The sequence below is a fragment of the Pseudomonas mandelii genome (assembly GCF_002251635.1).
Lineage (GTDB): Bacteria > Pseudomonadota > Gammaproteobacteria > Pseudomonadales > Pseudomonadaceae > Aquipseudomonas > Aquipseudomonas mandelii_B.
Genome location: NZ_NMOJ01000219.1, coordinates 23,416 through 48,266, shown reverse-complemented (window position 1 = coordinate 48,266; position 24,851 = coordinate 23,416). Strand labels below are relative to the sequence as shown.

The following is a 24,851-nucleotide window of genomic DNA, read 5'->3' as shown; positions in this document are numbered from 1 at the left end:
TGATGGATAGACTTTCCGTATTCCCGGCACAAGCAACCGATTGGTGCGAGTGATGCGGCAACCAGGTTGCCGGTGGGAAGCAAGCATGTAGCTGACAAGACCAGACCTTAGCGATCCGTTCGCTGATCTCGATTGCAGAGTAGCCCCAAGACAGAGGCGCTGCCAAGGCCTGGATAAGAATGAGACAGGTGTTGTTCAGATTGGCGTGATGCCGAGGATTTGAATGCTGTTCTGGGTCTTGAGACTTTTGACGCAGGCATCAGTGGTTCGCCCTTCCAGATCATTCAGATCCAGTTCGGCGGCGACAGGAAGGAGCCGGGCCTTGATGAGTTTCGCGGCTTGCTCGTTATCCGGGCACTCGTCGCACTCAAAGACTTCATCGACTGTTTCACCGTGATCATCCACGAAAGTGATTTTCCACTTTTGCATCAGTGCCTCCTCGAACAAACCCGCAAATGGGCTTACAACCATCTGGACTTTTGGCCTGAGTGATCGTTCAAACGGATCACCGCACGCAAACATGAAAAATACTGAGAACCTGTAGGAGCGAAGCTTGCTCGCGAAAGCGGTGCAAGCTTCGCTCCTACATGGGGCTATGCGTACAGTTTAGTCGTTGCTTGGCTTGTTCACCGCTTGCAGCACGTATTGCGGCAAGGCGAAAGCGCCGATGTGGATTTCCGGATTGTAGTAGCGGGTGATGATGCCGCTGCCGGCGAAACGCTGTTGCAGGGTTTCGCGGGACAACTTGCGATAGGCGGTGTTTGTCGCGCCCCAGGCAAAGGTCATGGCGCCGCCGATGTAGGTCGGCACTGCGGCCTGATAGAAGTGCCAGTCCGGGAACAGGCTGCGCAGGCGGCCAGCGGTGGTTTTGACTTCTTCGATCTGCATGAACGGCGTGCCGTTCTGGGTGACCAGGATGCCGCCTTCGTTCAGGCAGCGACGGCAGGCCTGGTAGAAGTTTTCGGAGAACAGCACTTCACCAGGACCGATCGGGTCGGTGGAGTCGGAAATGATCACGTCGAATTTTTCGGTGGTGGTGGCGACGAAACGCATGCCGTCGTCGATCACCAGGTTCAGGCGTGGATCATCGAACGCACCCTTGGAGTGGTTCGGCAGGAATTCCTTGCACATGTCGACCACGGTGCCGTCGATCTCGACCATGGTGATGTGCTCGATGCTGCGGTGCTTGGCCACTTCACGCAGCATGCCGCCGTCGCCACCACCGATGATCAGCACGCGCTTGGCGGTGCCGTGCGCCAGGATCGGCACGTGGGTGAGCATCTCGTGATAGATGAATTCGTCAGCCTCGGTGGTCTGGATCACGCCGTCCAGCGCCATGACCCGGCCCATGCGCGGGTTTTCGAAAATCACCAGATGCTGGTGTTCGGTGCGCACTTCGTGCAGCAGTTTTTCCATGCGAAAACGCTGGCCGTAGCCTTCGTAAAGGGTTTCCAGGTATTCGCTGGTGGTGATGTTGCTCATGGGAAGTGCTCCGATGAATGCGGTGGCAACGGACGGTTACCCGCCCATGATGGCCAATCGAGCGGCTCGATTAACCGGGAAAGGCGCGCATTCTACGTTGCGGAAGATGACAGGTCGAACGTCAGTTAACGACGCGACACAATCCCTGTGGGAGCTGGCTTGCCAGCGATGCGGACGTCGCGGTCTGTCAGATACACCGCTGTGATCCCATCGCGGGCAAGCCACGCTCCCACAGGTTCAGTGTTGTTTTTGGGAAACAGCTCAGATCCGGACGTTGCCCCGTGGCCCGGCGATGGCCCAGATGATCAGGCCCAGGACCGGCAGCAGCAGGATCAGCAGCACCCAGATGATTTTCATCCCTGTGTCGGCGCCACTTTTGAGCACGTTGATGATTGCCCAGATGTCCAGGACAAGAATAATCAGGCCAATCAGGCCATTGAACGTGGAACCCATGGTGTCGCTCCCTAAGAGTGGTGTGCACTCTTAGGATAGCCGCGCCTTGCGAGGGTTCCGTTTTTTAAACGTGGACCGCGATTTTCAGGGCTTCGAGCGATGGCGCGGCGGTGATACCCACTTGCGCGCACAACTCGAGTACGCGCGGTACGTCGTTGCCGTAGACCAGTACCACTTGCAGTTCGTCGTCGAGCAACTGGCTGAAGTTCATCAGCGTGTAACCGCCGTTTTCCTTGTTCATGCTGCCCATCTGCACCTGAATGCGGTTGAGCGCGGTCAGGGCTTCGGTCTTGGCCAGTTGCTTGGGTTTGATGTTGAAATCAACACCGGGGCCGAACGAGGCGACGATCTGCGCAAACAGATCGCCATAGGTGTCGGCCTGGAACAGGACGGTGTCCGGCAGGCTGCCCACCACCACCCACTCACCCAATGGAATAGGGAACGAGTCGTCGTAGTTGATATCCGGATTGGCTGCCAGAAAAGCCTCGGGATCGGCGTAGGCCTGAGCCGCTTCGTCAGCGACTTTCACGATGGCATCATCGCTCATGCACCCGGAGCTGATTTTAGTGATGAGTTCGACGAGTGCGGCTTTCATGGGACGGATCCTGTAGCGAGTGAATTTTGAGGGCGCGAAGGATAGCGCATTCAGCGTGAGATGCGGACTTGTGGCGAGGGCTTCCTGTGGCGAGGGAGCTTGCCCCCGTTGGGCAGCGAAGCGGCCCCCAGCGTCCGCTCAGACAAACCGAGTTGTCGGGTTTTGGGCAAGCCCCCTCGCCACAGGATTCTGCTCGACTGAAGATTATTTTAAGTGAACAGGATTACCCACCACAGGGGAGCGTGCGTAATCAGGACAGCAGTTTTTGCAGCTGCGCGGTGGTATCGACAGCGCCGAGGGTCTTCGCCGCATCCAGCGCGGTGACGCCATTGGCATCCTTGGCTTTCGGATCGGCGCCTTTGCTGATCAGGTAATCAACAATTTCAACGCGGTTGAACATCGCCGCCATCATCAGCGCGGTGCGGCCATCGAAGGATGAGCCTTCCACTTGGGCACCACCCTCGACCAACGCCTTGACCACCGCCAAGTCGCCCTTGAACGCGGCGCCGGCAATCGGGCTTTGGCCATTGTCGTTACGGATTTCCGGGTCGGCCTTGTGTTCCAGCAGCACTTTTACCGTCTCAACGTGGCCGTGGTAAGCGGCGAGCATCAGCAAGGTGTCGCCCTTGTGGTTGCGCAGGTTCGGCGGCAGGCCTTTGGTCAGCAGCGCAGCCATCATGGCCGCATCGCCCTCGCGCGCTTTGTTGAATACCTGTTCGGCAAATTCAGCGGCTTCTTCGGGGGTCATCTGGCGGCTTTGGTCTGACATCGGGGACTCCACTGTCTGTCATTCGGAAAGCCGACAGTTTCCCGAGCAGCCCCGAGGCTGTCACTTCTTTTTTCTCAAGAGCCGCCATAGCCACATTCAATAGCGGTACTTGCCGCTGTGAATATCCGCCAGGACCTGATCGGTGACTTGCACGTAAGTCTGGGTGCCGGGCAGCCAGGCGTAGATCGGGTCATCGCCGGTTTTGCCGGGGTCGAAGGCTTCGTCCTTGAGCCGGGTCTTCTGGTATTTGAAGGTCCCGGTGGTTTCCATTTTCACTTTGACCCGAAGGAAAAGCGGCACCGCATACGCGGGCATTTGCTGGCGGGCAAACGCCAGCAACTCGCTGAAGTCCAGGGTCGCCAAGGATTCGGCTGGCGTGATCGCGGCCATGCCGGCACGTCCGTTGGTGTTCTGAATTTCGACGCCATACGCCACGGCTTCAGAAATATTCGGATGTTGCAGCAGGACGTTTTCAACTTCGGTGGTCGAGACGTTCTCCCCCTTCCAGCGATAGGTATCGCCCAGGCGGTCAACGAACTGNGCATGGCCAAACCCGATGTTGCGCAACAGATCGCCGGTATTGAAGTAGCGGTCGCCTTTGGTGAACACGTCGTGGAGCACGACTTTTTCAGTCTTCTGCGGATCGGTGTAACCGTCCAGCGGCGCCTTGTCGTCGATTCTCGCCACCAACAGGCCCTGCTCTCCTTTGGCGACTTTGCGCATGAAGCCCTTGGCGTCACGAATCGGCAGGCCGCTGTCGTGGTCGTAGGCCACCAGCTCCCAGGCCATCAGGGAAAAACCGATGGTGTTATCGAAATTCAGCACATTGGTGAAGCCGATATTGCCGTCACTGGCAGCGTACAGCTCGCAGATATGCTCAACGCCATAGCGNGTCTTGAACTCGCGCCAGGCTCCGGGGCGCAGGCCATTGCCGATCATTTTGGTCACGCGGTGTTTGCTGTCGTCGGCCGCGGGCGGTTGATCCACCAGGTAGCGGCATAATTCGCCGACGTAACCGAGGGTAGTCGCCTGGTATTTGCGCACGTCATTCCAGAACTGGCTGGCGCTGAACTTGCGGCGGATGGCAAATCCTGCGGCGCCGCTGATCGCCGAACCCCAACACACGCAGAGTCCGGTGGCGTGATACAGCGGCAAGGTGCAATAGACGACATCTTCGGGCTGCATATTCAGGGCGATCTGGCCGAAACTCGCCGAGCTGCGCATCCAGCGACCGTGTTTGAACACGCCCGCCTTGGGCAATCCGGTGGTGCCTGAGGTGTAGATATAGAAACAAGGATCGTCGAAAAAAACCTGCTGGCTGCTGACCGGATTTTCACTGGACGCCTGGGCACTGGCGCTCATCAGGTTGATGAAACCGTCGGGCGCATGGCCGGGATGTCGATAGGTGTCTTGATCGGCGACGAACCAGGTGCGCGTCGGTTCGATCGACACCCGCTCGCGGACGGCACTGAAAGCCGGGACCAGTTCTTCGCCAACAATGATCGCCGCAGGCGCCACCAGGTTCAGGCTGTGAGCCAGGGTATCGCGGGTTTGCGAGGTATTGAGCAAGGCACTGATCGCGCCGACCTTGGCCACTGCCAATATCGTCACCAGTAGTTCGGGACGGTTCTCGAGAAAAACCGCCACCACGTCGCCCTTTTGGATGCCTTGGGCAATCAGATGATGGGCGATGCGATTGGCCCACTGGTTGACCTGTGCATAACTCAGCGTCACGTCGCCTTGCAGCAACGCGGGCCCATCGGGATTGCGCAAGGTCGCTTGCTCGAACGTCCGTCCGAGGCCACACGGTTGGGTCGGGTCCTTGACGTTGGCAACCTTCATGCCCTTCACCACGCGAGGAATGGCTTTGGCAATGGAAGGCAGCTTGCGGAGCATCATGCCCCAGGTAATCGTGTCGCTCATGCTTGCTCCCGTTCGATCTTTTTATTGTCGGGCGGCCGTCTATGAGTCTGAAAATACGTCAGCGGTTCTTGAGCTGTACACGCGGTTTTTGAAATGTTTTGTATCCGCGCCCCGAGCATTCGAGATCGCGAACCTCAGCGCAGGTGATTGGTTCCATCGAATCGTGGCCAACCACGCAAAATGCAGGATGCACGATGGCCATTCATGCAGATTGCACGAAAGCAAAAATTCACCAAAAATATAAGCCATTGATTTATAACGATTTTAAAAATATCAGGTGCTGGCACAATCACTGCACCTATCTCTCCATGCTTGCCAACTTGAGCCAACGGAGCTGATAGACATGAGCCTGATCCAAGATAAATTCGCTTCTGTATTCTCCAACTTCGAAGTGACCACCCAGCCGCGTCCGGATGGTGGCATTCTGCTGACCCTGCGCAGCACCGAAGGCAAAGTGTTCAAGCGTTCGATTTCGTACCAGCAATTGCATGCCGGCGATCAGTTGTCGTGGGTGATCAGTGCGATTCGCCGTGACCTGGCCGAACAGGCCAGTGAACTGCCGCAGATTTCCATGCTGCAAAGCCAGCAGCGGTTTGCCCTGCCGACCTATCACTCGGCGTGAACCTTGCGGTTGTGTCAATAAACGCGCTGTAAACAAACAGGCCGTGAAAGCTTTAGCTTCACGGCCTGTTTTGTTTCTGACGGTACACCGATCCCCTGTGCGAGCTTGCTCGCTCCCACAGGTTATGTGTCTGTTTTGTTTCTGACGGTACACCGATCCCCTGTGCGAGCTTGCTCGCTCCCACAGGTTATGTGTCTGGACCTTAGAAAGTGGAAAGATCAATCCGGGCAAAACTGTCGACGGTCACATGCCCCGCCAGCTCGCCGCCTTCTCGGGCCAGCCCGCAGGTGGCCATGCCGGCCATGCGCGCCGCGTCCAGTTCCTCGACGATGTCTGACAAAAACACAATCTGCGCAGCCTCCAGCCCGATGGCATAGGTGATGCGTTCGTAAGATTGCGCTTCACGCTTGGGCCCCGACGTGGTGTCGAAGTAGCCGCTGAACAGGGGCGACAAATCACCCGCCTCCGAGCAGCCGAAGATCAGCTTTTGTGCCTGGATCGAGCCCGAGGAATACACAAACAGTTTGAAACCGTCCTGATGCCAGCGCTTGAGCGCTTCAACGGCGTCCGGGTAAACGTGGCCTTTCAACTGTCCGGCATGATAGCCCTGCTCCCAGACCATGCCTTGCAATGCTTTCAGCGGCGTTGCCTTGCGGTCTTCGGCAATCCAGCCCAGCAGGATCTCGATCACCCGCTCAACGTCGGCGCCCGGTTCGTTGCTGTCGCGGCGCACGGCGGCCAGTTGCTCGGCCACATCTGGGCGCACGGCGTGCTGGCGAACAAAGTCCGGCAGGTGTTTGGCGGCATACGGAAACAGCACGTCGAACACAAAACTCACCGCGCTGGTGGTGCCTTCGATGTCGGTGAGAATCGCTTTGATCGGCATCGACTCAGTCCTCAAGACGCGGGAAGCGGCTGGCGATGTCTTCGCCGGTGAAGTTGGCGACCCAGCCTTCTGGATTGTTGAACAGTCGGATCGCGACGAAGTGCGGATGCTCGCCCATGTCGAACCAGTGTGGCGTGCCGGCCGGTACGGAGATCAGGTCGTTCTTCTCGCACAGCACGGCGTAGACGTAATCGTCGATGTGCAGGGTGAACAGCCCACGGCCGGCGACGAAAAATCGTACTTCGTCCTCTCCATGGCGGTGTTCGTCGAGAAATTTGGCGCGCAGTTCGGCTTTTTGCGGGTGATCGCTGTTCAGGCTGATCACGTCGACGGTGACGTAACCGCGCTCGGTCATCAGCTTGTCGATCTGTTCCTGATACGCGGCGATCACTTCTTCCTGGCTGGCGCCGGGCTGGATCTTCGCCGTGGCTTGCCAGCGGTCGAAACGCACGCCCTGCTCGGCCAGGGTCGAGGCGATGTCTTCGAAATGGGTCAGCACCTTGTTCGGAAGATCAGGGCTTGAGACGTGGTAAACGGACAGGCTGCTCATCAGGGCAACTCCTTAACGGTTCATGCGTTGCGGTTCATGCTTGACGGTTCAAAACCGCGCGCATCTTCAACTCGCATTCGAACAAAAATTCAAACGCTTCGATCTGCCGCAGTGCGTCGCTCATGCGCGCACCCCAGGTGTAGAGGCCATGGCCGCGAATCAGGTAGCCGACGCAATCGGGATGGGCTTCAAGCCAAGGCTGCACCTTGGCGGCGAGACGCGCAATGTCCTGATCGTTGTCGAAAATCGGCACACGCACCCGGGACTCGTGGGTCGAGACGCCGCTGAAGGCTTTTTGCAGTTCGTAATCTTCGAACTCGATGAAATCCTGCGGCGTCAGGCGCGACAACACCGTGGCGTTTACCGAATGGGTGTGCAGCACCGCGCCGATCTCCGGGCGCCAGCTGTAGAGCTGGGTGTGCAGCAGGGTTTCGGCGGACGGTTTTTTGCCCGGTTCCAGGCTGTTGCCCGACAGGTCGGTGGCCAGCACATCATCCACACCCAACTGGCCTTTGTGCTTGCCGGACACGGTCAGCAGCGCTTCGGTCGGCGACAGGCGGGTCGAGTAATTGCTGCTGGTGGCCGGCGACCAGCCGCGGCCATACAGAAAACGCCCGGCGTCGATGATTTCCTGGGCGAGGTGTTCACGGGTAAGGCTCATGGCCTGTCCTCTTGCATGCGTGTGGCAATGATAACGGCAGCGGCGAAGGCTGCGAGACTGGCAATACTAAAGGTGAACGTGGCCCCGAGCGCATTCCAGCTGTAGCCGGAATACAACGCACCCAATGCGCCGCCAGTGCCGGCGAGCGCGGCGTAAAGCGCCTGGCCCTGACCTTGCTGACGTGCACCGAAGCTACGTTGCACGAACTGGATGGCAGCGGCGTGAAAGCTGCCGAATGTTGCAGCGTGCAGCACCTGCGCCAGCAGCAGCACCCAGAAGAATTCAGCGAATGAGCCCAGCAGCAACCAGCGTACCGACGCCAACAGGAAACTCACCAGCAGCACCCGACGCACCGAAAAGCGCGCGAGGATTTTGCTCATGACCAGGAACATCAGGACTTCGGCGACCACGCCGACCGCCCAGAGCATGCCGATCACGCCTCGACTGTAACCGAGCCGTTCAAGGTGCAGGGTCAAAAAGGTGTAATACGGCCCGTGGCTCACCTGCATCAGCGCCACGCAAGCGTAAAACGCCAACACGCCGGGGTTGCGCAATTGCCTGAGAAACCCGTCTCCGGCAATTCGCTCGCCCTGAACCGGTTGCGCGTTGGGCACCCACAGGCTGCTGATGATAATGCCGGCCATGATCAGCACCAGCGCCACCGGATAGATGTCGAGGCTCAGCCATTCGAACATCCGGCCCAACGCGACCACGGTGAGAATGAAACCGATCGAGCCCCACAGGCGGATCTGACTGTAGCGCGAGGTCTGCTTTTTCAAGTGCGCCAGGGTGATGACTTCGAACTGCGGCAGCACTGCGTGCCAGAAGAACGCATGCAACGCCATGACCATCGCCAGCCAGGCGTAAGTCTTGCTGACGAAAATCAGAGAAAACGTCAGCAGCGTGCAGACGGCGCCAAAGCGCACAATGGCCAGGCGTCGGCCGGTGTAATCACCGAGCCAGCCCCAGATGTTTGGTGCCACGCAACGCATCAGCATCGGGATCGCCACCAGTTCGCCGATACGCGCGCTGGAGAACCCCAGGTGATCGAAGTACAGCGCCAGGAAAGGGGCCGTCGAACCGAGCAAGGCGAAATAGAACAGATAGAAACTGGAGAGCCGCCAGTACGGGAGCGCCGCCATAGTCCTCAGACCAAAGCGGCTGTGAGGTGAGCCATTAAAGCTGACCCAGCACCGGCGTGCTCACGCGCACGTCGGCATTTTGCCCGCGATTGCGCAGCAGGTGATCCATCAACACGATGGCCATCATCGCTTCGGCAATCGGCGTGGCACGGATACCGACGCACGGGTCGTGGCGGCCCTTGGTGATGACGTCGACCGGGTTGCCGTTGACATCAATCGAACGGCCCGGCGTGGTGATGCTCGACGTTGCCTTGAGGGCCAGGTGCGCCACAATCGGCTGGCCGGAAGAGATACCGCCGAGGATGCCACCCGCGTTGTTGCTGAGGAAACCTTGCGGTGTCAGCTCATCGCGATGCTCGGTGCCTCGCTGGGAGACACAGGCAAAACCGGCGCCGATTTCCACACCCTTGACCGCATTGATGCTCATCAACGCGTGGGCCAGTTCGGCATCCAGACGGTCGAAGATGGGCTCGCCCAGGCCAGGCTTCACGCCTTCGGCGACTACCGTGATCCTGGCACCGACCGAGTCCTGATCGCGACGCAACTGGTCCATGTAGGCTTCCAGCTCCGGCACCTTGTCCGGGTCGGGGCTGAAGAACGCGTTGTCATCCACACTGTCCCAGGTCTTGAAAGGGATCTCGATCGGGCCCAACTGGCTCATGTAGCCACGGACAACAATGCCCTGGGTGGCCAGGTATTTCTTGGCAATGGCACCGGCGGCCACACGCATGGCAGTCTCGCGGGCCGAGCTGCGGCCGCCGCCACGGTAGTCGCGTTCGCCGTATTTGTGGTGGTAGGTGTAGTCGGCGTGGGCCGGGCGGAACAGATCCTTGATTGCCGAGTAGTCCTTGGACTTCTGGTCGGTATTGCGGATCAGCAAGCCAATGGCGCAACCAGTGGTGCGGCCCTCGAACACGCCGGAGAGAATCTCGACTTCGTCGGGCTCCTGGCGCTGGGTCGTGTGGCGGCTGGTGCCGGGCTTGCGGCGATCGAGGTCGCGCTGCAGGTCTTCCAGAGACAGCTCGAGGCCGGGCGGGCAGCCGTCGACAATGGCGACCAACGCCGGGCCATGGCTTTCGCCCGCGGTGGTGACAGTGAACAGCTTGCCGAAGGTATTGCCGGACATGCAGGNCGCTCCGTGAAATGAACCTGAATACGTAATGCGCGCCAGTATACGCAGGCTACCCAAGTAGTTCATCCTCGAACCTTATGGGTGCCCGCGAGTCCAACCGGCACCTTTGTGAATGATGGCGTGATGATGCTGCGAGTTCTAGCCTTGAGCCTTACCCTGTTTACCGGCTTTGCCCAGGCCACTGTCCTGCAACGCCCGATCACGTTGGATACCGGCACCGGAGAGCTTTTCGGCTCGCTGTTGCTGCCGAAATCCGAGACCCCGGTGCCGGTTGTCCTGATCATTTCCGGCTCCGGTCCTACGGATCGCGACGGAAATAACCCTGATGGCGGACGTAACGACAGCCTCAAGCGACTGGCCTGGGTGCTGGCCAAACACAACATCGCCAGCGTGCGTTACGACAAGCGCGGCGTGGCGGCGAGCCTCGCGGCGACGCCGGACGAGCGCAATCTGTCGGTGGAAGCCTATGTGGCCGACGCTGAGGCCTGGGGTCGCAAGCTCAAAACCGATCCGCGCTTTGGCCAGCTGATTCTGCTGGGCCACAGCGAAGGCGCCTTGATCGCCAGCCTTGCGGCGCCCAGCATCAATGCTGCCGCGGTCATCTCGATGTCTGGCAGCGCCCGGCCGATCGACCAGGTGTTGCGTCAGCAATTGAGCAATCGCCTGCCACCGCCGCTGATGCTGCGCAGCAATGAACTGCTCGACAGCCTCAAGGCCGGCCACACCGACGACAACGTGCCACCGCAGTTGCAGGTGATTTTCCGCCCGAGCGTGCAGCCGTATCTGATTTCGCTGTTCCGCCAGGACCCGGCGGCGGCGTTCGCCAAACTGAAAATGCCGGCGTTGATCATCCAGGGCAGCAACGACATCCAGGTCGGCGTCGGTGACGCCAGGATGCTCAAGGCGGCCAAACCGGACGCTGAACTGGCGCTGATCGAAGGCATGAACCACGTCATGCGCATCGTGCCCAACGATGTGAAACGGCAAATGGCCTCTTACAAGGACCCGCAATTGCCGTTGGCCGCCGAACTCGGCGCGCGAATCCTCGGGTTTATTGACGGACTTCGCACCAGTTAGCCACTACTCACCCTCCAGTCCTGAAAAAAACGGCCGATAAGCCTTTGTCGCCAGCGCTATGACTGACGACAAGCAGAGCTTGGACAGGATCTCGCCGTTATGACTGATACCCAGACTTCACCCGACACGACCGCTGAAAAAGACGCACCGCCAGCGGTCGAGCTGCCGTGGGCGGACGTTCACGTCGAGCACCACAAGATGCTCCGCCTGGCGCCGCTGCAAACCGACCGCAATACCGGTGGGCGGCCATTGCGCTTTGTCGAATTCGGTTACGCCGACCGCCACAGCAAGGACCACAGCCTGATGCGCATGAACATCAAGCTGCCTGGCCAGCGCGTGCGCAAAGAGCAGAATCATCTGGACGTGTGGGTCGATCACACCGCCAAGCGTGTGCATTTCGAGCCCGAAAGCGGCTTGCAGATTGAACCGATGAACCGTGGCATCGGCCGGTTCATGGCCGCGCAAGGGATTACCTGGGCGAAGAAGCGTTGGCCCGGCTACACCGTCGACGGCACGGATCTGAACAATAAAGATGCGTTGAACGAAGACACGCGCCTGCGCCGAGATCACTTCCTGAAGTCGCATGGGTTTGAGGTGGTCTACGCCGACGCCCAGCATCTGAAAGGCAGCGTCAAAGAAGTTCGGGTCGAAGATCTGGTCGGTGACTGGAACAGCGAAAAGCTGCAAGTGGTGGAAATTCTCGAAGCCGCGCAGATGCTTCAACAGGCCGAGCAGAATCTGGCGGAGCAGGAAGTGAAGCTGAAGAAGCACGAAGAGAAGGTCAGCAAGTACAAGCGTGAAGACGCCGGGCTGCGCTTTACCATTACGTGCCTGGTGGCGTTTGCGGTGTTTCAGGCGGGGTTGTTGATCTGGATTGCTACGCACCGCTGATGGCTGATCGTTCCCACGCTCTGCGTGGGAATGCAGCCCGGGACGCTCCGCGTCCCCACGAGCAGACGCTGAGCGTCCATTGAGTCATTCCCACGCAGAGCGTGGGAACGATCATTGCGGGTTAGACGCGCGAAGCGAACAAGGCCTGATGATCGCGGCACTGCTCCGCGCTCAGCATGAACACACCATGCCCGCCGCGCTCGAAATCGAGCCAGGCGAAGTCGACTTCCGGGTACAGCGCCTCGACGTGAACCTGGCTGTTGCCCACTTCAACTATCAGCAAGCCCTTCTCGGTCAAATGATCCGCTGCCTCGGCCAACATGCGTCGAACCAGGTTCAAGCCATCATCACCGCAGGCCAGGCCCAGTTCCGGCTCATGCTGATATTCGTCCGGCATGTCGGCGAAATCTTCCGCGTCAACGTAAGGCGGGTTCGACACGATCAGGTCGAAACGCTGACCCGGCAAGCCGTCNAAGCCGTCGCCCTGCACGGTGTATACGCGCTCATCAACGCCATGGCGCTCGATGTTCTGGTTGGCCACTTCCAGCGCTTCGAAGGACAAGTCGCCCAGCACCACTTCAGCGTCCTGGAACTCATAGGCACACGCGATACCGATGCAACCGGAACCGGTGCACAGGTCTAGAATTCGCGCAGGTTCGGCGCCCAACCATGGCTCAAAGCGGTTTTCGATCAGTTCGCCGATCGGCGAGCGCGGGATCAACACACGCTCNTCGACAATAAACGACATGCCACAAAACCACGCTTCACCCAGCAGATAAGCAGTCGGAATGCGCTCTTCGATACGGCGCTTGAGCATGCGTTGCAGGTTGACCAGTTCGTCCTCTTCCAGGTTGCAGTCGAGGTAGCTGTCGGCGATTTCCCAAGGCAGGTGCAAGGCGCCGAGCACCAATTGCCGGGCTTCGTCCCAGGCGTTGTCGGTGCCATGGCCGAAAAACAGGTCNTCCCCATGGAAGCGGCTGACGGCCCAACGGATATGGTCACGCAGGGTACGAAGGCGGGAAGTGATCACGGGGGCAAACTCCAGAAAAAACGACTGGCGATTCTAACAGCCAAAACGCGCCACGACGACGCGGGAAAACAGCGGATCAGATGTAGGACATGTCCATTTTTGCCGTTGGCCATTGAACAAAACCTGCATCTTGACAAGGCTGCACGCCAGCAACGACGGCGCCTACGATAGTAGCGATTCACAGAACCGCTCAGCCAGTGGACAATGTCACAAAAGCCCCCCTCACAGGAGCCCCAGAATGTCCGTTCCAAAGACGATGTTTCAACTCAGCGGTCGCGGTTACGCAGCAGCCAATCTGGGTCATGCGACCCTTGTCATCATCGATGCCCAGAAAGAATACCTCGGCGGCCCACTGGCCCTGACCGGCATGGATGCTGCCGTCGCGAACATCAAACAACTGGTGGCTGCTGCCCGTGCAGCCGGTCGTCCGATCGTGCATGTGCGCCATCTCGGCACCGTCGGCGGGCTGTTCGATCCACAGGGCGAACGCGGTGAGTTCATCCCGGGGCTGGAGCCACAGGCGGACGAAACCATTATCGGCAAACTGCTGCCGAGTGCGTTTCACGGCACCGAATTACTGGAACGCTTGCAGAACCTTGGTTCGCTGGACCTGATCGTGTGCGGCTTCATGAGTCACTCCAGCGTCAGCACTACCGTGCGCGCGGCCAAGAACCTGGGCTTTCGCTGCACCCTGGTGGAAGACGCTTGCGCGACTCGCGATCTGCCCTACAAGGGTGGCGTACTGACGGCCGAGCACGTTCAACAGACTGAAATGGCGATCATGGCGGACAACTTCGCCACCCTCGCCCTCACTCACGAACTGATCTGATCGGCCGCGAAGAGCGGTCAATACCGCCGCTCATCCGCAAAAGCCTCTCATTTGCTGCAATTGACTTAGCCTCAGGAACAACCCGGATANCTTCCGGTCGAAGGGCCGATACCCATTGAGGAAGGTCGGAATGAAGTTATCCGATGGTTTTGACGCACGCCGCTTGCGGCCCAAGGGCCAACGCAACTGGCGTTTTCGATTCGGCGCAGCCTTTGCTGCCTTGCTGGCGACGTGCGGTGTGTTGCTGGCAATGGCCGGCGCCGCCAGCCTGCTCGGCCGTCCCCCGGCCCTGGGCGAGTTGAACGCCAGCCCGCTGGGTTCGGCGATCATTCTGGCGGTTGGCCTGTTCGTGCTCTATATCGGTGTGTGGCTGTGGCGTCGCTGCCGGCGTCGTTCGCGCCAGTCACGAGAGCTGAACATGTCCCCGCACCTGATGAAAAAACACGATTGAATCGAAGGTCCGGCTTTTTTGGCGGGCCTCAATTGTTATGGATAGCGCCTCGACTTGGGTAAACTGGCCGCCCTTCGCGGAGGCTGACATGCAAGACGACGATTTTTCCCTGTTCAAAAACGAGCTGCGCGGCGTCAAGCCGATCAAGCACGACCGCGCCGACACCGGCAAACCCAAGACCGACCGGGCGCANATCGCCAAACTGCGCCAGGCCGCGACCGTTCGCACCGATGCCACCACCGTTGATGGTCTTTCCGATCAGTTCGTGATCGACGTCGGCCCGGAAGACGAGTTGATGTGGGCCCGTGACGGCGTGCAGGAAAGCCAGATGCGCAAGCTCAAGATCGGTCAGATCCCGTTCGAAGGCAGCCTCGACCTGCACGGTATGAACGTGGAAAAAGCCCGCGAAACCCTCTGGGCCTTTCTGGCCGAAGCAACCAAATTCGAAATCCGCTGCGTGCGCGTTACCCACGGCAAGGCCGTGCGGCTGGATGGCAAGCGGCCGATGATCAAAAGCCACGTCAACACCTGGCTGCGTCAGCATTCCCAAGTGCTCGGCTTCACCTCGTGCCAACCGAAACATGGCGGTGCCGGCGCGGTTTATGTGATGCTCAAACGGACCATGATGGAAGGTCGCGACGAGTAAAGCTGTCGCTTCACGCTTGCAGCGCCGTGTTTGCCACCGTACCCTTGCCCTTTGCGAAAATCCCCACAGGTAGTTTCATGTCCCTGGAACAGAATTACACCGCGATTCTCGGCCAATTAATGACGAGAGCGAAATGACTTTACCTTTTTACACACAGATGTGCGTGTTCTACTTGTTTAGTTTCGCAGCTGTTTATGCGATTTTGCGTTTCATACCTGCAGCCCCAGTCATCGCGGAGCAATGGGGGAAGAAACTGCTGATCAAGGCATTCCCGCCTGTATCCGACAACGAACATTACAAATTTTCAATTTTGCGGGCGCTGTTTGGACTGATCCTGCTACTCAGAGCAACCAACATACAATTACTGCTGCTGCCTGAAGAACGCTTAGGCTTGATTGGCCTGTTTAGTGCACTAGACATCATTGCCTCTTTCATGTTGATGGTTGGACTGTTCACCCAGGTTGCGTTGGCATTTTCCATATTTGTAATGTGGCAAGTCGGAGAAAGCGTCCTCGGCACCAGCACACTGGGCAATGATATTGCTGCAATCCTGAGTGTTCTTTTATTACTAACCAGCGCCGGCAAGTATCTCTCAGTGGATGCACTGATTATAAAACGCTGGAATGTGAGCCCAGCGGTGCTGCTTTACACCAAGGCACCACCAGACAAGATTACCATTGCACTGGCAAAATTCGCCGCCTTATTCTCCTACTGGCTGGTGTGTGTGTATTCGCTTTCCATGCACATTAACGAACCCGCTTGGACGACCGGAATCGCCGGTCCGTTGTTGTTGAGCAATAATTTCATGTCTCAATGGCATGCCGGGTTCGAAGCAATTTTCGTGTCCCATAACTTAGCGACCTTGATCGCCAAATATACACTTTGGCTCATGATGGCCTGGTATGCCACCATCCTGCCGTTTACGCTACTGGGCGGCCTGTGGCGTAAGTATGTAATTGTCTGGGCATTGATGTTCTTTTCCCTGTCGATGTTCGTCCTGAACCTTGGATCGCTAGGAGAAATCGAATTTGTATTGTGGGCAGCCATTTTCTGGCCATCGCTTGGCGTTAGTTCAAAACCAAAACTTTTGCTGTTCTATGATGACAAGTGCAACATGTGCGACAAAACGGTTCAAGTCCTCACTTATCTGGACGTCTTCAACCGTATACGTCTTATGCCCGTATCAAAGAGTGCCGACCAGCTTCTAAAATACAATATAAGCAATGAAGAAGCCTTGACGGATCTTTATGGAGTCAATGAAGAAACCGGGAAAACGTTCGGCGGTTATGATCTTTACTGCAAACTAGCCATTCACCTGGTTCTGCTGTGGCCTGTCAGCCCGCTGCTTTGGCTCGGCCGGTTATTCGGCACCGGTGCAGGTATCTACCGAATCATTGCAGTAAGACGGCGAGAGCTATTTGGTGTTTGCACGCTGGCAAGGCCCAAAGTCAATCACGACATCCAGTCTACTCCTGTCAATCGACCGTCTCGCCTCTCAATTGCTGTCGTTGCACATGTAATGCTGCTAGGCACCATTTATTTTTTCTCTATACCAGCACCCTATATTGGAATCACTGGATCAAGTAGTGCTGGCACAAGTGCTGCTCATTTTTATGGCATAGCCCCCATAAATGTTTTCAATAAAACCGACCTTCGAATGTCCGAAAACTGGTTCACTCTGACTGACGTCGAGTCAAATACACTCCTTCCTTATTTCAATGAGAACGGCGAGCGTCTCCCCTATCATAAATCCGACAGGGTCTATTTCGGGTACACCTTAAGGTTCAGGCGCGGAGAGATCGACAGTACGGACTGTGCTTTCGACCGCCAACAAGTATCCATTGACTACCTGACTCGTACTTGGCTGATTCGATCATCTACCCATCATCAGCCCCGTCAATTTACCTACACCCAATATTATCAGCCGATAGCCGACAATGGATCCTTGCTCGAAAACCTCTACAGCACAAGCAATCGCCGTAGGTCTTCCCGCCTACCAAGAACTTCGAGTTCATCCAACAGGCCAGCGTGACTGACAAGCACTTCAAGGCGGCGCGGGTCGCGTTGAAGATCAGGGCCAGACGGCAATACAACTGCCGCCACACTTACGCTACCATGTGCTTAATGGCAGGCATGAACCCTGGGTTCATTGCTAATCAGCTCGGTCACAGCGTGCAAATGCTGCTGACGACTTACGCCCGGTGGATCAACTCCAGTGAAGATTGGAGCGAAGTCGGGAAGCTTGAGCAAAGCCTGAATGGTACAAAATTGGTACAGACTGAAACCGTACCCCTCTAGAACCCATACGGAATAACGCTCTGTGACATTGGAACAGAATTACACCGCGATCCTCGGCCAGCTCGGCGAGGACGTTTCCCGCGAGGGCCTGCTCGACACGCCAAAGCGTGCCGCCAAAGCGATGCAGTACCTTTGCCGCGGCTATGAACAGACACTGGAAGAAGTCACCAACGGTGCCTTGTTCAGCTCCGACAACAGCGAAATGGTGTTGGTAAAGGACATCGAGCTTTACTCGTTGTGCGAACACCACCTTCTGCCGTTCATCGGCAAGGCTCACGTCGCCTACATCCCGAGCGGCAAAGTACTGGGCCTGTCGAAAGTNGCGCGNATCGTCGACATGTACGCNCGCCGCCTGCAGATCCAGGAAAACCTCAGCCGNCAGATTGCCGATGCGGTCCAGCAGGTCACCGGCGCCTTGGGCGTTGCAGTGGTGATTGAGGCCAAGCACATGTGCATGATGATGCGCGGTGTGGAAAAACAGAATTCGTCAATGATCACCTCGGTGATGCTGGGTGAGTTCCGCGAAAACGCGGCCACCCGCAGCGAATTCCTCAGCCTGATCAAGTAACAGGCTACACGAAGAAAACCGGCATTCATCGCCGGTTTTTTTTCGCCTGAGAAAAATCAGGTAAGCTGCGCGCCTTCCGTTCGCCCTGTGAGGCTTATTCCGTGTTCGTAAAAGCGCTTCGTGTCGGCCTTGGCCAACTGATCATCTTCATCGACTTCATCACCCGCCCAAGCAAGAAGCAGCGCCCCGCCGCCGCTCAAGCCCAGGTCGAAACGGCGGCCAAGGACCTGACCCTCTATCAGTTCCACGCCTGCCCGTTCTGCGTGAAGACCCGCCGTACGCTGCACCGCCTGAATGTGCCGGTGGCGTTGAAGGACGCGAAGAACAACGCGCAAGACCGCCAGACCCTGCTGGAACAAGGCGGCAAGATCAAAGTGCCGTGCCTGCGCATCGAAGAAAATGGCCAGACCACCTGGATGTATGAATCCAAGGTGATTATTGATTATCTGGATAAGCGATTTGCTGCAGCCTGATGGTTTTGTGGTGGTTTGACTGACGCCATCGCGGGCAAGCCCGCTCCCACCCGAACAGAAAAAAACCGGCCGATCGCCGGTTTTTTTTCGCCCCCACACCGGCGACAGACTGCTCGCGAACGCATCCCTCCCGGCGATATATCCCTATTGCCAATCTTTTCGTCTACAAAACCAAAAACATTATTTGCTTTATTTGTATACAAAAGCATAATCCACTTCGTGCGAGTTCCTGACCAACCGGTCAACAAACCCGCCAGTACCTCAAAGCGCCGTTGCCCACTCATGTGACCGGCGCTGGAAATAACAATAAAACTCTTGAGGAGTACTCGCTGTGGAAAGCCGCAAATCCGAAGCCCCAACGCTGGACCTNNCNNCGCCGCAACGCAANGGCTGGCTGGAACGCCTGTTCAAACTGAGCTTGCATGGCACCACAGTGAAGACCGAGCTGATTGCCGGCCTCACCACCTTCATCACCATGGCCTACATCATCTTCGTCAACCCCAACATCATGGCCGACGCCGGAATCGATCATGGTGCAGCGTTTGTCGCCACCTGTATCGCCGCCGCACTGGGTTGCCTGTTGATGGGCCTGTACGCCAACTGGCCAGTCGGCCTGGCGCCGGGCATGGGCCTGAACGCGTTTTTCACCTATACCGTGGTCGGCACCATGGGCTATCACTGGGAAACGGCGCTGGGCGCGGTGTTTGTTTCCGGTGTGTTGTTCATGTTCCTGACCTTTTCGCGGATTCGCGAATGGTTGCTCAACAGCATTCCTGTGAGCCTGCGCTACGCCATGGGCGCCGGCGTGGGGTTATTTCTTGGGTTGATCGGCCTGAAAACCGCCGGCATCGTAGTGGATAGCCCGGCCACCCTGATCAAGCTCGGCTCCCTGCGCGAGCCCGGCCCGCTGCTGGCCGCCATCTGCTTCCTGATGATCGCCGTGCTCAGCTACCACAAAGTGTTCGGTGCAATCCTCATCAGCATCATCACCGTGACCCTCGCGGGCTGGGGCCTGGGCCTCGTCCACTACGAAGGCATCATGTCTGCCCCGCCAAGCCTGGCGCCCACCTGGATGGCCATGGACGTGAAGGGTGTGTTCAATGTCAGCATGATCAGCGTGGTGTTTGCCTTTTTGTTTGTGCACATGTTTGANACCGCCGGCACCCTGATGGGCGTCGCCCAGCGCGCCAATCTGGTGAACGCGGACGGCCGCATCGAAAACCTCTCTCGTGCCATGAAAGCCGACAGTGCTTCCAGCGTGTTTGGCGCTGTAGTCGGCGTCCCGCCCGTCACAAGCTATGTGGAAAGTGCCGCTGGCGTAGCGGCAGGTGGTCGGACTGGTCTTACCGCCGTCACCGTAGGTGTGTTATTTATTGCAGCCATGTTCTTCGCTCCACTGGCNGGCATGATCCCGGCTTATGCCACTGCAGGCGCACTGATTTACGTGGCGATGCTGATGATGGCGAGCATGGCCCATATCAATTGGGATGAAGCCACCGACAGCATTCCGGCGATTGTCACGGCAATCATGATGCCGCTGACCTTCTCGGTCGCCGACGGTATCGCCCTGGGCTTTATCACGTACGTGGCGCTCAAGGCCGGCACCGGCAAGTACCGCGAAATTTCCGTCAGTTTGTGGGTGCTGTGCGCGATCTTCATCGCCAAGTTTATTTTCTTGTAAGCGTTACGCCGTAAGCGTTTCAAATCAGCCTCACCCCGTCGGGTGGGGCTTTTGCACAAATGGAGGAAAGTAATGACCCTGGAAACCTGGCTGCTGTTCAGCGGCGCTGCTTTGATCGTGATCCTGATTCCCGGCCCGCTGTCGCTGCTGATGATCAGCAACAGCCTCAACTACGGCCTGCGCCGCGCGTACCCGGCGTTCCTGGGTGGAGTGATTGCCTCGATCTGCTTGCTCAGTGCCTCGGCGCTGGGCCTGGGCGCGCTGCTGTTGGCATCGGAACAGTTGTTTAGCGCGCTGAAAATCGTTGGTGCGCTGTACCTGTTCTACCTCGCCTGGCAGAGCTGGCAGCAATCGCGCCAGCCATCGGTAGGCGCTGAAGTGCCCCAGACGGCGCCGGTGCCGCGTTTTCGCGCCCTGTTTGGACGCGCATTCGTGTTGGGCGCAAGCAATCCGAAGGATATTTTGTTCTTTGCTGCTTTCCTGCCGCAGTTTTTGAGCGCCGAACAACCGTTCCTCCCGCAATTGCTGATTATGATTGCGACCTGGACCGTGCTGGACCTGCTGTGCAAGTTGGCCTATGGGCTCGGCGCTCATGGCGCAGCGAAATATCTGCGCAGTGGCAAGGGACAAAGTTGGTTTAACCGGGTGAGCGCAGGACTTTTCAGTGGCGCGGGCGCGGCCTCCTTATTAAGCAACCACTGATCAGAACGCGTTACCCCCCACACTTAATTTCAATAAGGCTTTATTGACATCACCGGACCAGGAACCGTTTGCCAAGGATGGCAACACTTCAACCCCGCCCCGCAACAAACAGCAACACGCGATATACATATATATAGTTGTCTTTTCAGAACTCCCCCTAACATGGCGCAGCGACTTCGCACACAACGCCTGAAAAAGGAAGTTCTTATGGCAATTGTTTTCCAACCAGCCAACCTTGATCACTATAACGCCGTCGAAGTGACGGACATTGACCTGCAAGCCAATGAGTATTCGCCGACCACTATTGATGTCGACAAAGAAAGCATCACCTCCGCCCCACAACCAACAAACGCCAATAAAAGCCAGCTAAGGGTTATAGATGAGCTATTCGGTCCTATCAAGATAGGCTCCCATTCGATTACCCGATGCGCGCTGGATGCATTGGGTGCGACATCGAATGGTCAGCGTTTGAACGGTCAAAACACGTTCTTTCGCCATCCCAAGCGATCTTTTGTCAACGCGTTGCAGTTTGACCCTTTGTACATTGAAGCCCGTATGCGCTCCACCGGTACAACAGACGATTACACACTTCCTTCATTACTGTTTGAAATGGCGTCACAACGCCCGCTAACGGCTCCGCCCCTGTTAAGTGACAAACTCGATACGCCTGCCGATCCTGAACAGTACCGACACAAACTGGACAAACTTCTGAAAGCGGCACAGAAGCTTGATATACGCCACGCGCACTTATCCAAAAGTACGCCCCCATGGGTGAATCGGATCAAGAGCAGCAGCATGGTCAGTATGGGGACCGGGCTTCAGGCCTTTGGCATTTACAGCGGATTGCGTGGGCTTCAAGACGCCATTGCACGCAAAGACCACGGCGAAGTTGTATTCAACAGCCTCAGCACTTCAGCGGAAGTCACTTCGTTAGCCGTCGAAGTTGCGGTCACCAAGCAAGCAAAATACATGATCGAGGCGGGGCAAAAAGCCTACAAGGATTTCGCCAGAACCAGCTTCGGCGTTCGTCTGGGACGTGGTGCCGGCCTGATCGCAAGCGCACTGGCGCTGCCCTTCGATGTTATTTCCGCCGTTAAATCCTTTAACCATGCAGCGACGGCGACAGGCAAAGAAGCCATGGATCAATATGTCACCGCGGGCTTGAGCGTGACCAGCGCGGCAATGACGTTGATTTTGGGTGCCGCCGCGTTGGCAGGCTTCTCCGTTATCGGCCCGGTGGGGCTGGCAGCCGGACTTCTGCTGGTTGCAGGTTCCCAGGTCTACGCGGCGGTACGCGTTGTCGACGATATCGATGATTACATCGAACTCACTACCCACGAGCGCCTGCGCACGGGCTGGTTCGCGTTTTGGGGAATCAGTCCCGACGAAAACATACAAACCCGCCACGCGGTTGCCAAATCAACCGTTGAACATTCGAGATTGTTACAAGCGACCGCCCGAAAACTACTGGAAGGCAGGTTAAAGGACAGTACCGAGGTCATTGTAAACGGCAGGTTTACAGTAGAACTGACGCCAACACGGGTGCCGAGCTTCGATTGGGATGCCCAACACTACACGTATAAAACCGTCCAAAAACCCCATGTTATTGACAGTAACGACACCCTTGATGCGCGCAGCGGAGTGACTGCAAATATGCCGGGGGCGGAGTTTGGAGCACCCGGAGAGAACAAAGGAGCGGTGTGGTTTATTGGCGGCGGAAACGACACCATTCTTGGCATCGAAAAAAAGCCGAACAGATTCTATTACGGCGCAGGTATCAAGAACCTGACCGGGGGCGAAAAAGAGGATGAATTCGTCTTCGAGGGCGCTGCCGAACTCCTCAAAAACGGCCCAAAAGACCCTCTACCCACTACATTGAAAGGTGGCTTGGGCAACGACACATTAGTCGTCTCCGGCAGCTACACCGGGCGTAACCAACAACGATTTGGATATTTCATCGATCTGGACGATGGGCGGCTTTCTATCATCACCCGTGACCAGACCAATGACAGCCGCTTTAACTATCGACACACGCTTCTAGAGAGCATTGAGAACGTAGAAACCCTGGCGGGTGCGGAAAACAAGGTCATAGGTACCGATGGGCCGAACACTATCAAGTCTCGGGGTCGCGACACCATTGAGGCGGGCGCCGGGGATGACAAAATCTACCTTCTGAACAATCAAGGGTCGGCCTCCGGAGGGCCGGGAAAGGATCACTATGCAGTGGCCCATAAATCCGGCAGCGTATTTATTACTGAAGATGGTGTGGACGAGAGCGTCATTGCACTGGACTGGAGAATGGACCTGATCAAAGGCTGGAGGATCGAAGAACAGGAACTGGTCATCACCTCAGGATTTGATCTCGATGACATCAGCGAGAGGGATGTGTATATCAAGGGCGTCTATAAAACAGTCAACAATGAACGACAACTGCAGAACAGGAAACTGACTTTTGTTACACAGGACGGGTTTCATTTGATGCCTGAACTTCCTGACACCCTTGAGACGGCTGACCCGTTCGACATCAAAACCGTCATTACCCAACAGGGAACAACACAAAACCCGGTCATACTTTACAACCGCGAATACACGGTTGCACACGACAAAAACACGAGCTATTACATTTCGAAATTCAATGAGCATACGACCCTTGCAGTAAAGCAACGAAGCACAAACACGCTTGCGACCCTTTATCTGGATTACGCCAGCCATGAACTGACCCGGGCCGAGGCTTACTACAACGTAGACCTGATGCGCCAGCCTGATTTCGACCGCATCATGTATAAAGAATGCGGCATGACCTTTCACTTTGACAATAAGCGATTGACTATCAAGAACCTGGCCAGCTCTATCTGGAGCGGAGACCATAGAATCACAAGCCGACTAACGCGCCCCACCAACCTGTTGAACCAGCATTTTATTCTGATTATGAACGATGGCGTTTCTTATAGAGTTGGCCCACCCTCCCTACCCGATACAGCATTTTCGAACGATCAGTTCCAGATAAACGGCCCGATGGAGCGCACCAACGAAGTGCCGCTGCCACTAGCGGCTAGAGATGGAAAGTCTATTTTTCGTCAACCCTTGGACAACGAAGGCCATAAGCTGGGCAACCGGGAGAAATGCGTCAAACTTATCGCTTACCCGGATCAAACAGCCATCGAACATCTAGAGGGTGACGGCTCGACGTACCTTGTCCACCTCAGCACCGAAATGACGTTAAGCATTTCAACCCCAGGTGCTCGGGCGAACGCCAACCTTAAATCGAAATCGGCGTCTACCTGGGAATTCGATGCAACGGGCCTCGCCTACACCCGTATCAAACGGGTGGATAACCATCTGCTGATCGGACATACCGTCATTCATCTACCCCACTACGATGATCCCCAGGATTTGATCGATCAAATACGTGTCATCACGCCAGACGGGGTTGTCTACAAAGTCGATCTTGATTTCGACGAGGTCTACATTGATTCGCTGGATGGCAGGTACTTTAAAGGCCTCCTTTTGAACGAAGGAGCCCTAGCGGCAGAACTGACATCATTAGAACTGGAAGAGGTCGCCGTTCGACACATAGCCATGAGAGACGGTACTGCCGGCAGTCTGTCTTACAACCTGTCCGACCGTCGCTGGATACTTGATACAGACAAGTCCCGCACTGTCCTTTACACCGACCTCGTACCAATACATCGGTGCGCGCACCAACTCGAACACTGTTATGAGCTGATGGAATTCGGTATCAACTCAACCCCTCCTGCAAGCGCTGCCAATCTGCAGATACTTTTAGATACCTGCAAACTTTTATAGAGCCTGATCAAGACCTATATCACTATCAAGTTGAAGCCTTTTGTAGCAAATACCGCCACACCCTATAAATATTTATAGCCTCTCAACAGCTGATTCAATCAAAACTGACCACTGTGATGTCCAGGGCCGTGTACCTTCACGAGCCCTGTTTTTCACCCAACTAATTGTTCGTCCATTTCAGAT

The 24,851-nt window shown here is 56.9% G+C and carries 24 protein-coding genes and 1 pseudogene; 13 read left to right on the top strand and 12 right to left on the bottom strand.

Annotated elements, in window-relative coordinates; translation table 11 throughout:
* Window positions 1–195: 195 nt before the first annotated feature.
* The 6 genes from B7L09_RS26890 to B7L09_RS26865 form a co-directional block, all read right to left on the bottom strand.
* Window positions 196–429: a hypothetical protein gene (locus B7L09_RS26890; RefSeq protein ID WP_094471408.1), complete on the bottom strand. Its 234-nt coding sequence runs from the start codon at window positions 427–429 to the stop codon at window positions 196–198.
* Between the two features lie 177 nt (window positions 430–606).
* Complete coding sequence (gene speE, locus B7L09_RS26885) at window positions 607–1,482, bottom strand: polyamine aminopropyltransferase (protein WP_094471407.1); 876 nt, start codon at window positions 1,480–1,482, stop codon at window positions 607–609.
* A 261-nt stretch (window positions 1,483–1,743) separates the two neighbouring features.
* Window positions 1,744–1,935: a PLDc N-terminal domain-containing protein gene (locus tag B7L09_RS26880; protein ID WP_010456621.1), complete on the bottom strand. Its 192-nt coding sequence runs from the start codon at window positions 1,933–1,935 to the stop codon at window positions 1,744–1,746.
* Between the two features lie 64 nt (window positions 1,936–1,999).
* The gene (locus tag B7L09_RS26875) at window positions 2,000–2,530 is read right to left on the bottom strand and encodes a hypothetical protein (RefSeq protein ID WP_094471406.1); all 531 of its coding nucleotides are present in this window, start codon (window positions 2,528–2,530) and stop codon (window positions 2,000–2,002) included.
* 250 nt (window positions 2,531–2,780) lie between these two features.
* A complete protein-coding gene (locus B7L09_RS26870) occupies window positions 2,781–3,299 on the bottom strand; it encodes an ankyrin repeat domain-containing protein (protein ID WP_094471405.1) in 519 nt (172 codons plus the stop codon).
* Between the two features lie 96 nt (window positions 3,300–3,395).
* On the bottom strand, window positions 3,396–5,222 hold the full coding sequence (locus B7L09_RS26865; protein WP_094471404.1) for a long-chain-acyl-CoA synthetase: 1,827 nt from the start codon (window positions 5,220–5,222) through the stop codon (window positions 3,396–3,398).
* 343 nt (window positions 5,223–5,565) lie between these two features.
* Here B7L09_RS26865 and B7L09_RS26860 point away from each other — a divergent pair, with 343 nt between their 5' ends.
* Window positions 5,566–5,844, top strand: a complete 279-nt coding sequence (locus B7L09_RS26860; protein ID WP_094471403.1) for a DUF3509 domain-containing protein — start codon at window positions 5,566–5,568, stop codon at window positions 5,842–5,844.
* Between the two features lie 202 nt (window positions 5,845–6,046).
* Here the strand turns inward: B7L09_RS26860 and mtnC are convergent, their stop codons facing one another.
* The 5 genes from mtnC to aroC are packed head-to-tail and all read right to left on the bottom strand — an operon-like array spanning window position 6,047 to window position 10,209.
* Window positions 6,047–6,730 (bottom strand): acireductone synthase, encoded by a 684-nt coding sequence (mtnC, locus tag B7L09_RS26855; protein ID WP_094471402.1) that lies wholly within the window; start codon window positions 6,728–6,730, stop codon window positions 6,047–6,049.
* A gap of 4 nt (window positions 6,731–6,734) precedes the next feature.
* Window positions 6,735–7,280: a 1,2-dihydroxy-3-keto-5-methylthiopentene dioxygenase gene (locus B7L09_RS26850; protein ID WP_010456634.1), complete on the bottom strand. Its 546-nt coding sequence runs from the start codon at window positions 7,278–7,280 to the stop codon at window positions 6,735–6,737.
* A gap of 34 nt (window positions 7,281–7,314) precedes the next feature.
* A complete protein-coding gene (locus B7L09_RS26845) occupies window positions 7,315–7,941 on the bottom strand; it encodes a methylthioribulose 1-phosphate dehydratase (protein WP_094471401.1) in 627 nt (208 codons plus the stop codon).
* Window positions 7,938–9,083, bottom strand: coding sequence for an MFS transporter (locus tag B7L09_RS26840; protein ID WP_094471400.1), 1,146 nt, complete (start codon window positions 9,081–9,083; stop codon window positions 7,938–7,940). The genes B7L09_RS26845 and B7L09_RS26840 overlap by 4 nt, the downstream gene beginning before the upstream one ends.
* 34 nt (window positions 9,084–9,117) lie before the next feature.
* Window positions 9,118–10,209 (bottom strand): chorismate synthase, encoded by a 1,092-nt coding sequence (gene aroC, locus B7L09_RS26835; protein ID WP_094471399.1) that lies wholly within the window; start codon window positions 10,207–10,209, stop codon window positions 9,118–9,120.
* Between the two features lie 129 nt (window positions 10,210–10,338).
* Here aroC and B7L09_RS26830 point away from each other — a divergent pair, with 129 nt between their 5' ends.
* The gene (locus B7L09_RS26830) at window positions 10,339–11,292 is read left to right on the top strand and encodes an alpha/beta hydrolase (RefSeq protein WP_094471398.1); all 954 of its coding nucleotides are present in this window, start codon (window positions 10,339–10,341) and stop codon (window positions 11,290–11,292) included.
* Between the two features lie 99 nt (window positions 11,293–11,391).
* Window positions 11,392–12,183, top strand: a complete 792-nt coding sequence (locus tag B7L09_RS26825; protein ID WP_094471397.1) for a hypothetical protein — start codon at window positions 11,392–11,394, stop codon at window positions 12,181–12,183.
* A 121-nt stretch (window positions 12,184–12,304) separates the two neighbouring features.
* Here B7L09_RS26825 and prmB read toward each other — a convergent pair whose 3' ends face one another.
* Entirely contained in the window at window positions 12,305–13,213 is a 909-nt protein-coding gene (gene prmB / locus B7L09_RS26820) for a 50S ribosomal protein L3 N(5)-glutamine methyltransferase (RefSeq protein WP_094471396.1), read from the bottom strand.
* Between the two features lie 238 nt (window positions 13,214–13,451).
* Here prmB and B7L09_RS26815 point away from each other — a divergent pair, with 238 nt between their 5' ends.
* The 10 genes and pseudogenes from B7L09_RS26815 to B7L09_RS26770 all read left to right on the top strand — a co-directional run bounded on the left by B7L09_RS26815 (window position 13,452) and on the right by B7L09_RS26770 (window position 24,668).
* Window positions 13,452–14,042, top strand: a complete 591-nt coding sequence (locus B7L09_RS26815; RefSeq protein WP_094471395.1) for a cysteine hydrolase family protein — start codon at window positions 13,452–13,454, stop codon at window positions 14,040–14,042.
* A 130-nt stretch (window positions 14,043–14,172) separates the two neighbouring features.
* A complete protein-coding gene (locus B7L09_RS26810; protein WP_010456650.1) occupies window positions 14,173–14,493 on the top strand; it encodes a hypothetical protein in 321 nt (106 codons plus the stop codon).
* Window positions 14,494–14,581: 88 nt separating this feature from the next.
* Window positions 14,582–15,139 carry a Smr/MutS family protein gene (locus tag B7L09_RS26805; RefSeq protein ID WP_094471394.1) on the top strand — a complete coding sequence of 186 codons (558 nt, stop codon included), beginning with the start codon at window positions 14,582–14,584 and terminating at the stop codon, window positions 15,137–15,139.
* A 133-nt stretch (window positions 15,140–15,272) separates the two neighbouring features.
* Complete coding sequence (locus tag B7L09_RS32680) at window positions 15,273–17,171, top strand: DCC1-like thiol-disulfide oxidoreductase family protein (protein ID WP_094471393.1); 1,899 nt, start codon at window positions 15,273–15,275, stop codon at window positions 17,169–17,171.
* A pseudogene (locus B7L09_RS32510) lies at window positions 17,123–17,437 on the top strand (site-specific integrase); the annotation flags it as partial. The gene B7L09_RS32680 and the pseudogene B7L09_RS32510, both read left to right, overlap by 49 nt.
* A gap of 22 nt (window positions 17,438–17,459) precedes the next feature.
* On the top strand, window positions 17,460–18,005 hold the full coding sequence (gene folE, locus B7L09_RS26790; protein ID WP_010456659.1) for a GTP cyclohydrolase I FolE: 546 nt from the start codon (window positions 17,460–17,462) through the stop codon (window positions 18,003–18,005).
* 101 nt (window positions 18,006–18,106) lie between these two features.
* Window positions 18,107–18,478 carry a glutathione S-transferase N-terminal domain-containing protein gene (locus B7L09_RS26785; protein ID WP_094471392.1) on the top strand — a complete coding sequence of 124 codons (372 nt, stop codon included), beginning with the start codon at window positions 18,107–18,109 and terminating at the stop codon, window positions 18,476–18,478.
* A gap of 331 nt (window positions 18,479–18,809) precedes the next feature.
* On the top strand, window positions 18,810–20,159 hold the full coding sequence (locus B7L09_RS26780) for an NCS2 family permease (RefSeq protein ID WP_094471391.1): 1,350 nt from the start codon (window positions 18,810–18,812) through the stop codon (window positions 20,157–20,159).
* A 72-nt stretch (window positions 20,160–20,231) separates the two neighbouring features.
* Window positions 20,232–20,861 (top strand): LysE family translocator, encoded by a 630-nt coding sequence (locus B7L09_RS26775; protein ID WP_094471390.1) that lies wholly within the window; start codon window positions 20,232–20,234, stop codon window positions 20,859–20,861.
* Window positions 20,862–21,068: 207 nt separating this feature from the next.
* Window positions 21,069–24,668 carry a calcium-binding protein gene (locus B7L09_RS26770; protein ID WP_094471389.1) on the top strand — a complete coding sequence of 1,200 codons (3,600 nt, stop codon included), beginning with the start codon at window positions 21,069–21,071 and terminating at the stop codon, window positions 24,666–24,668.
* The last annotated feature ends 183 nt before the right edge of the window (window positions 24,669–24,851 follow it).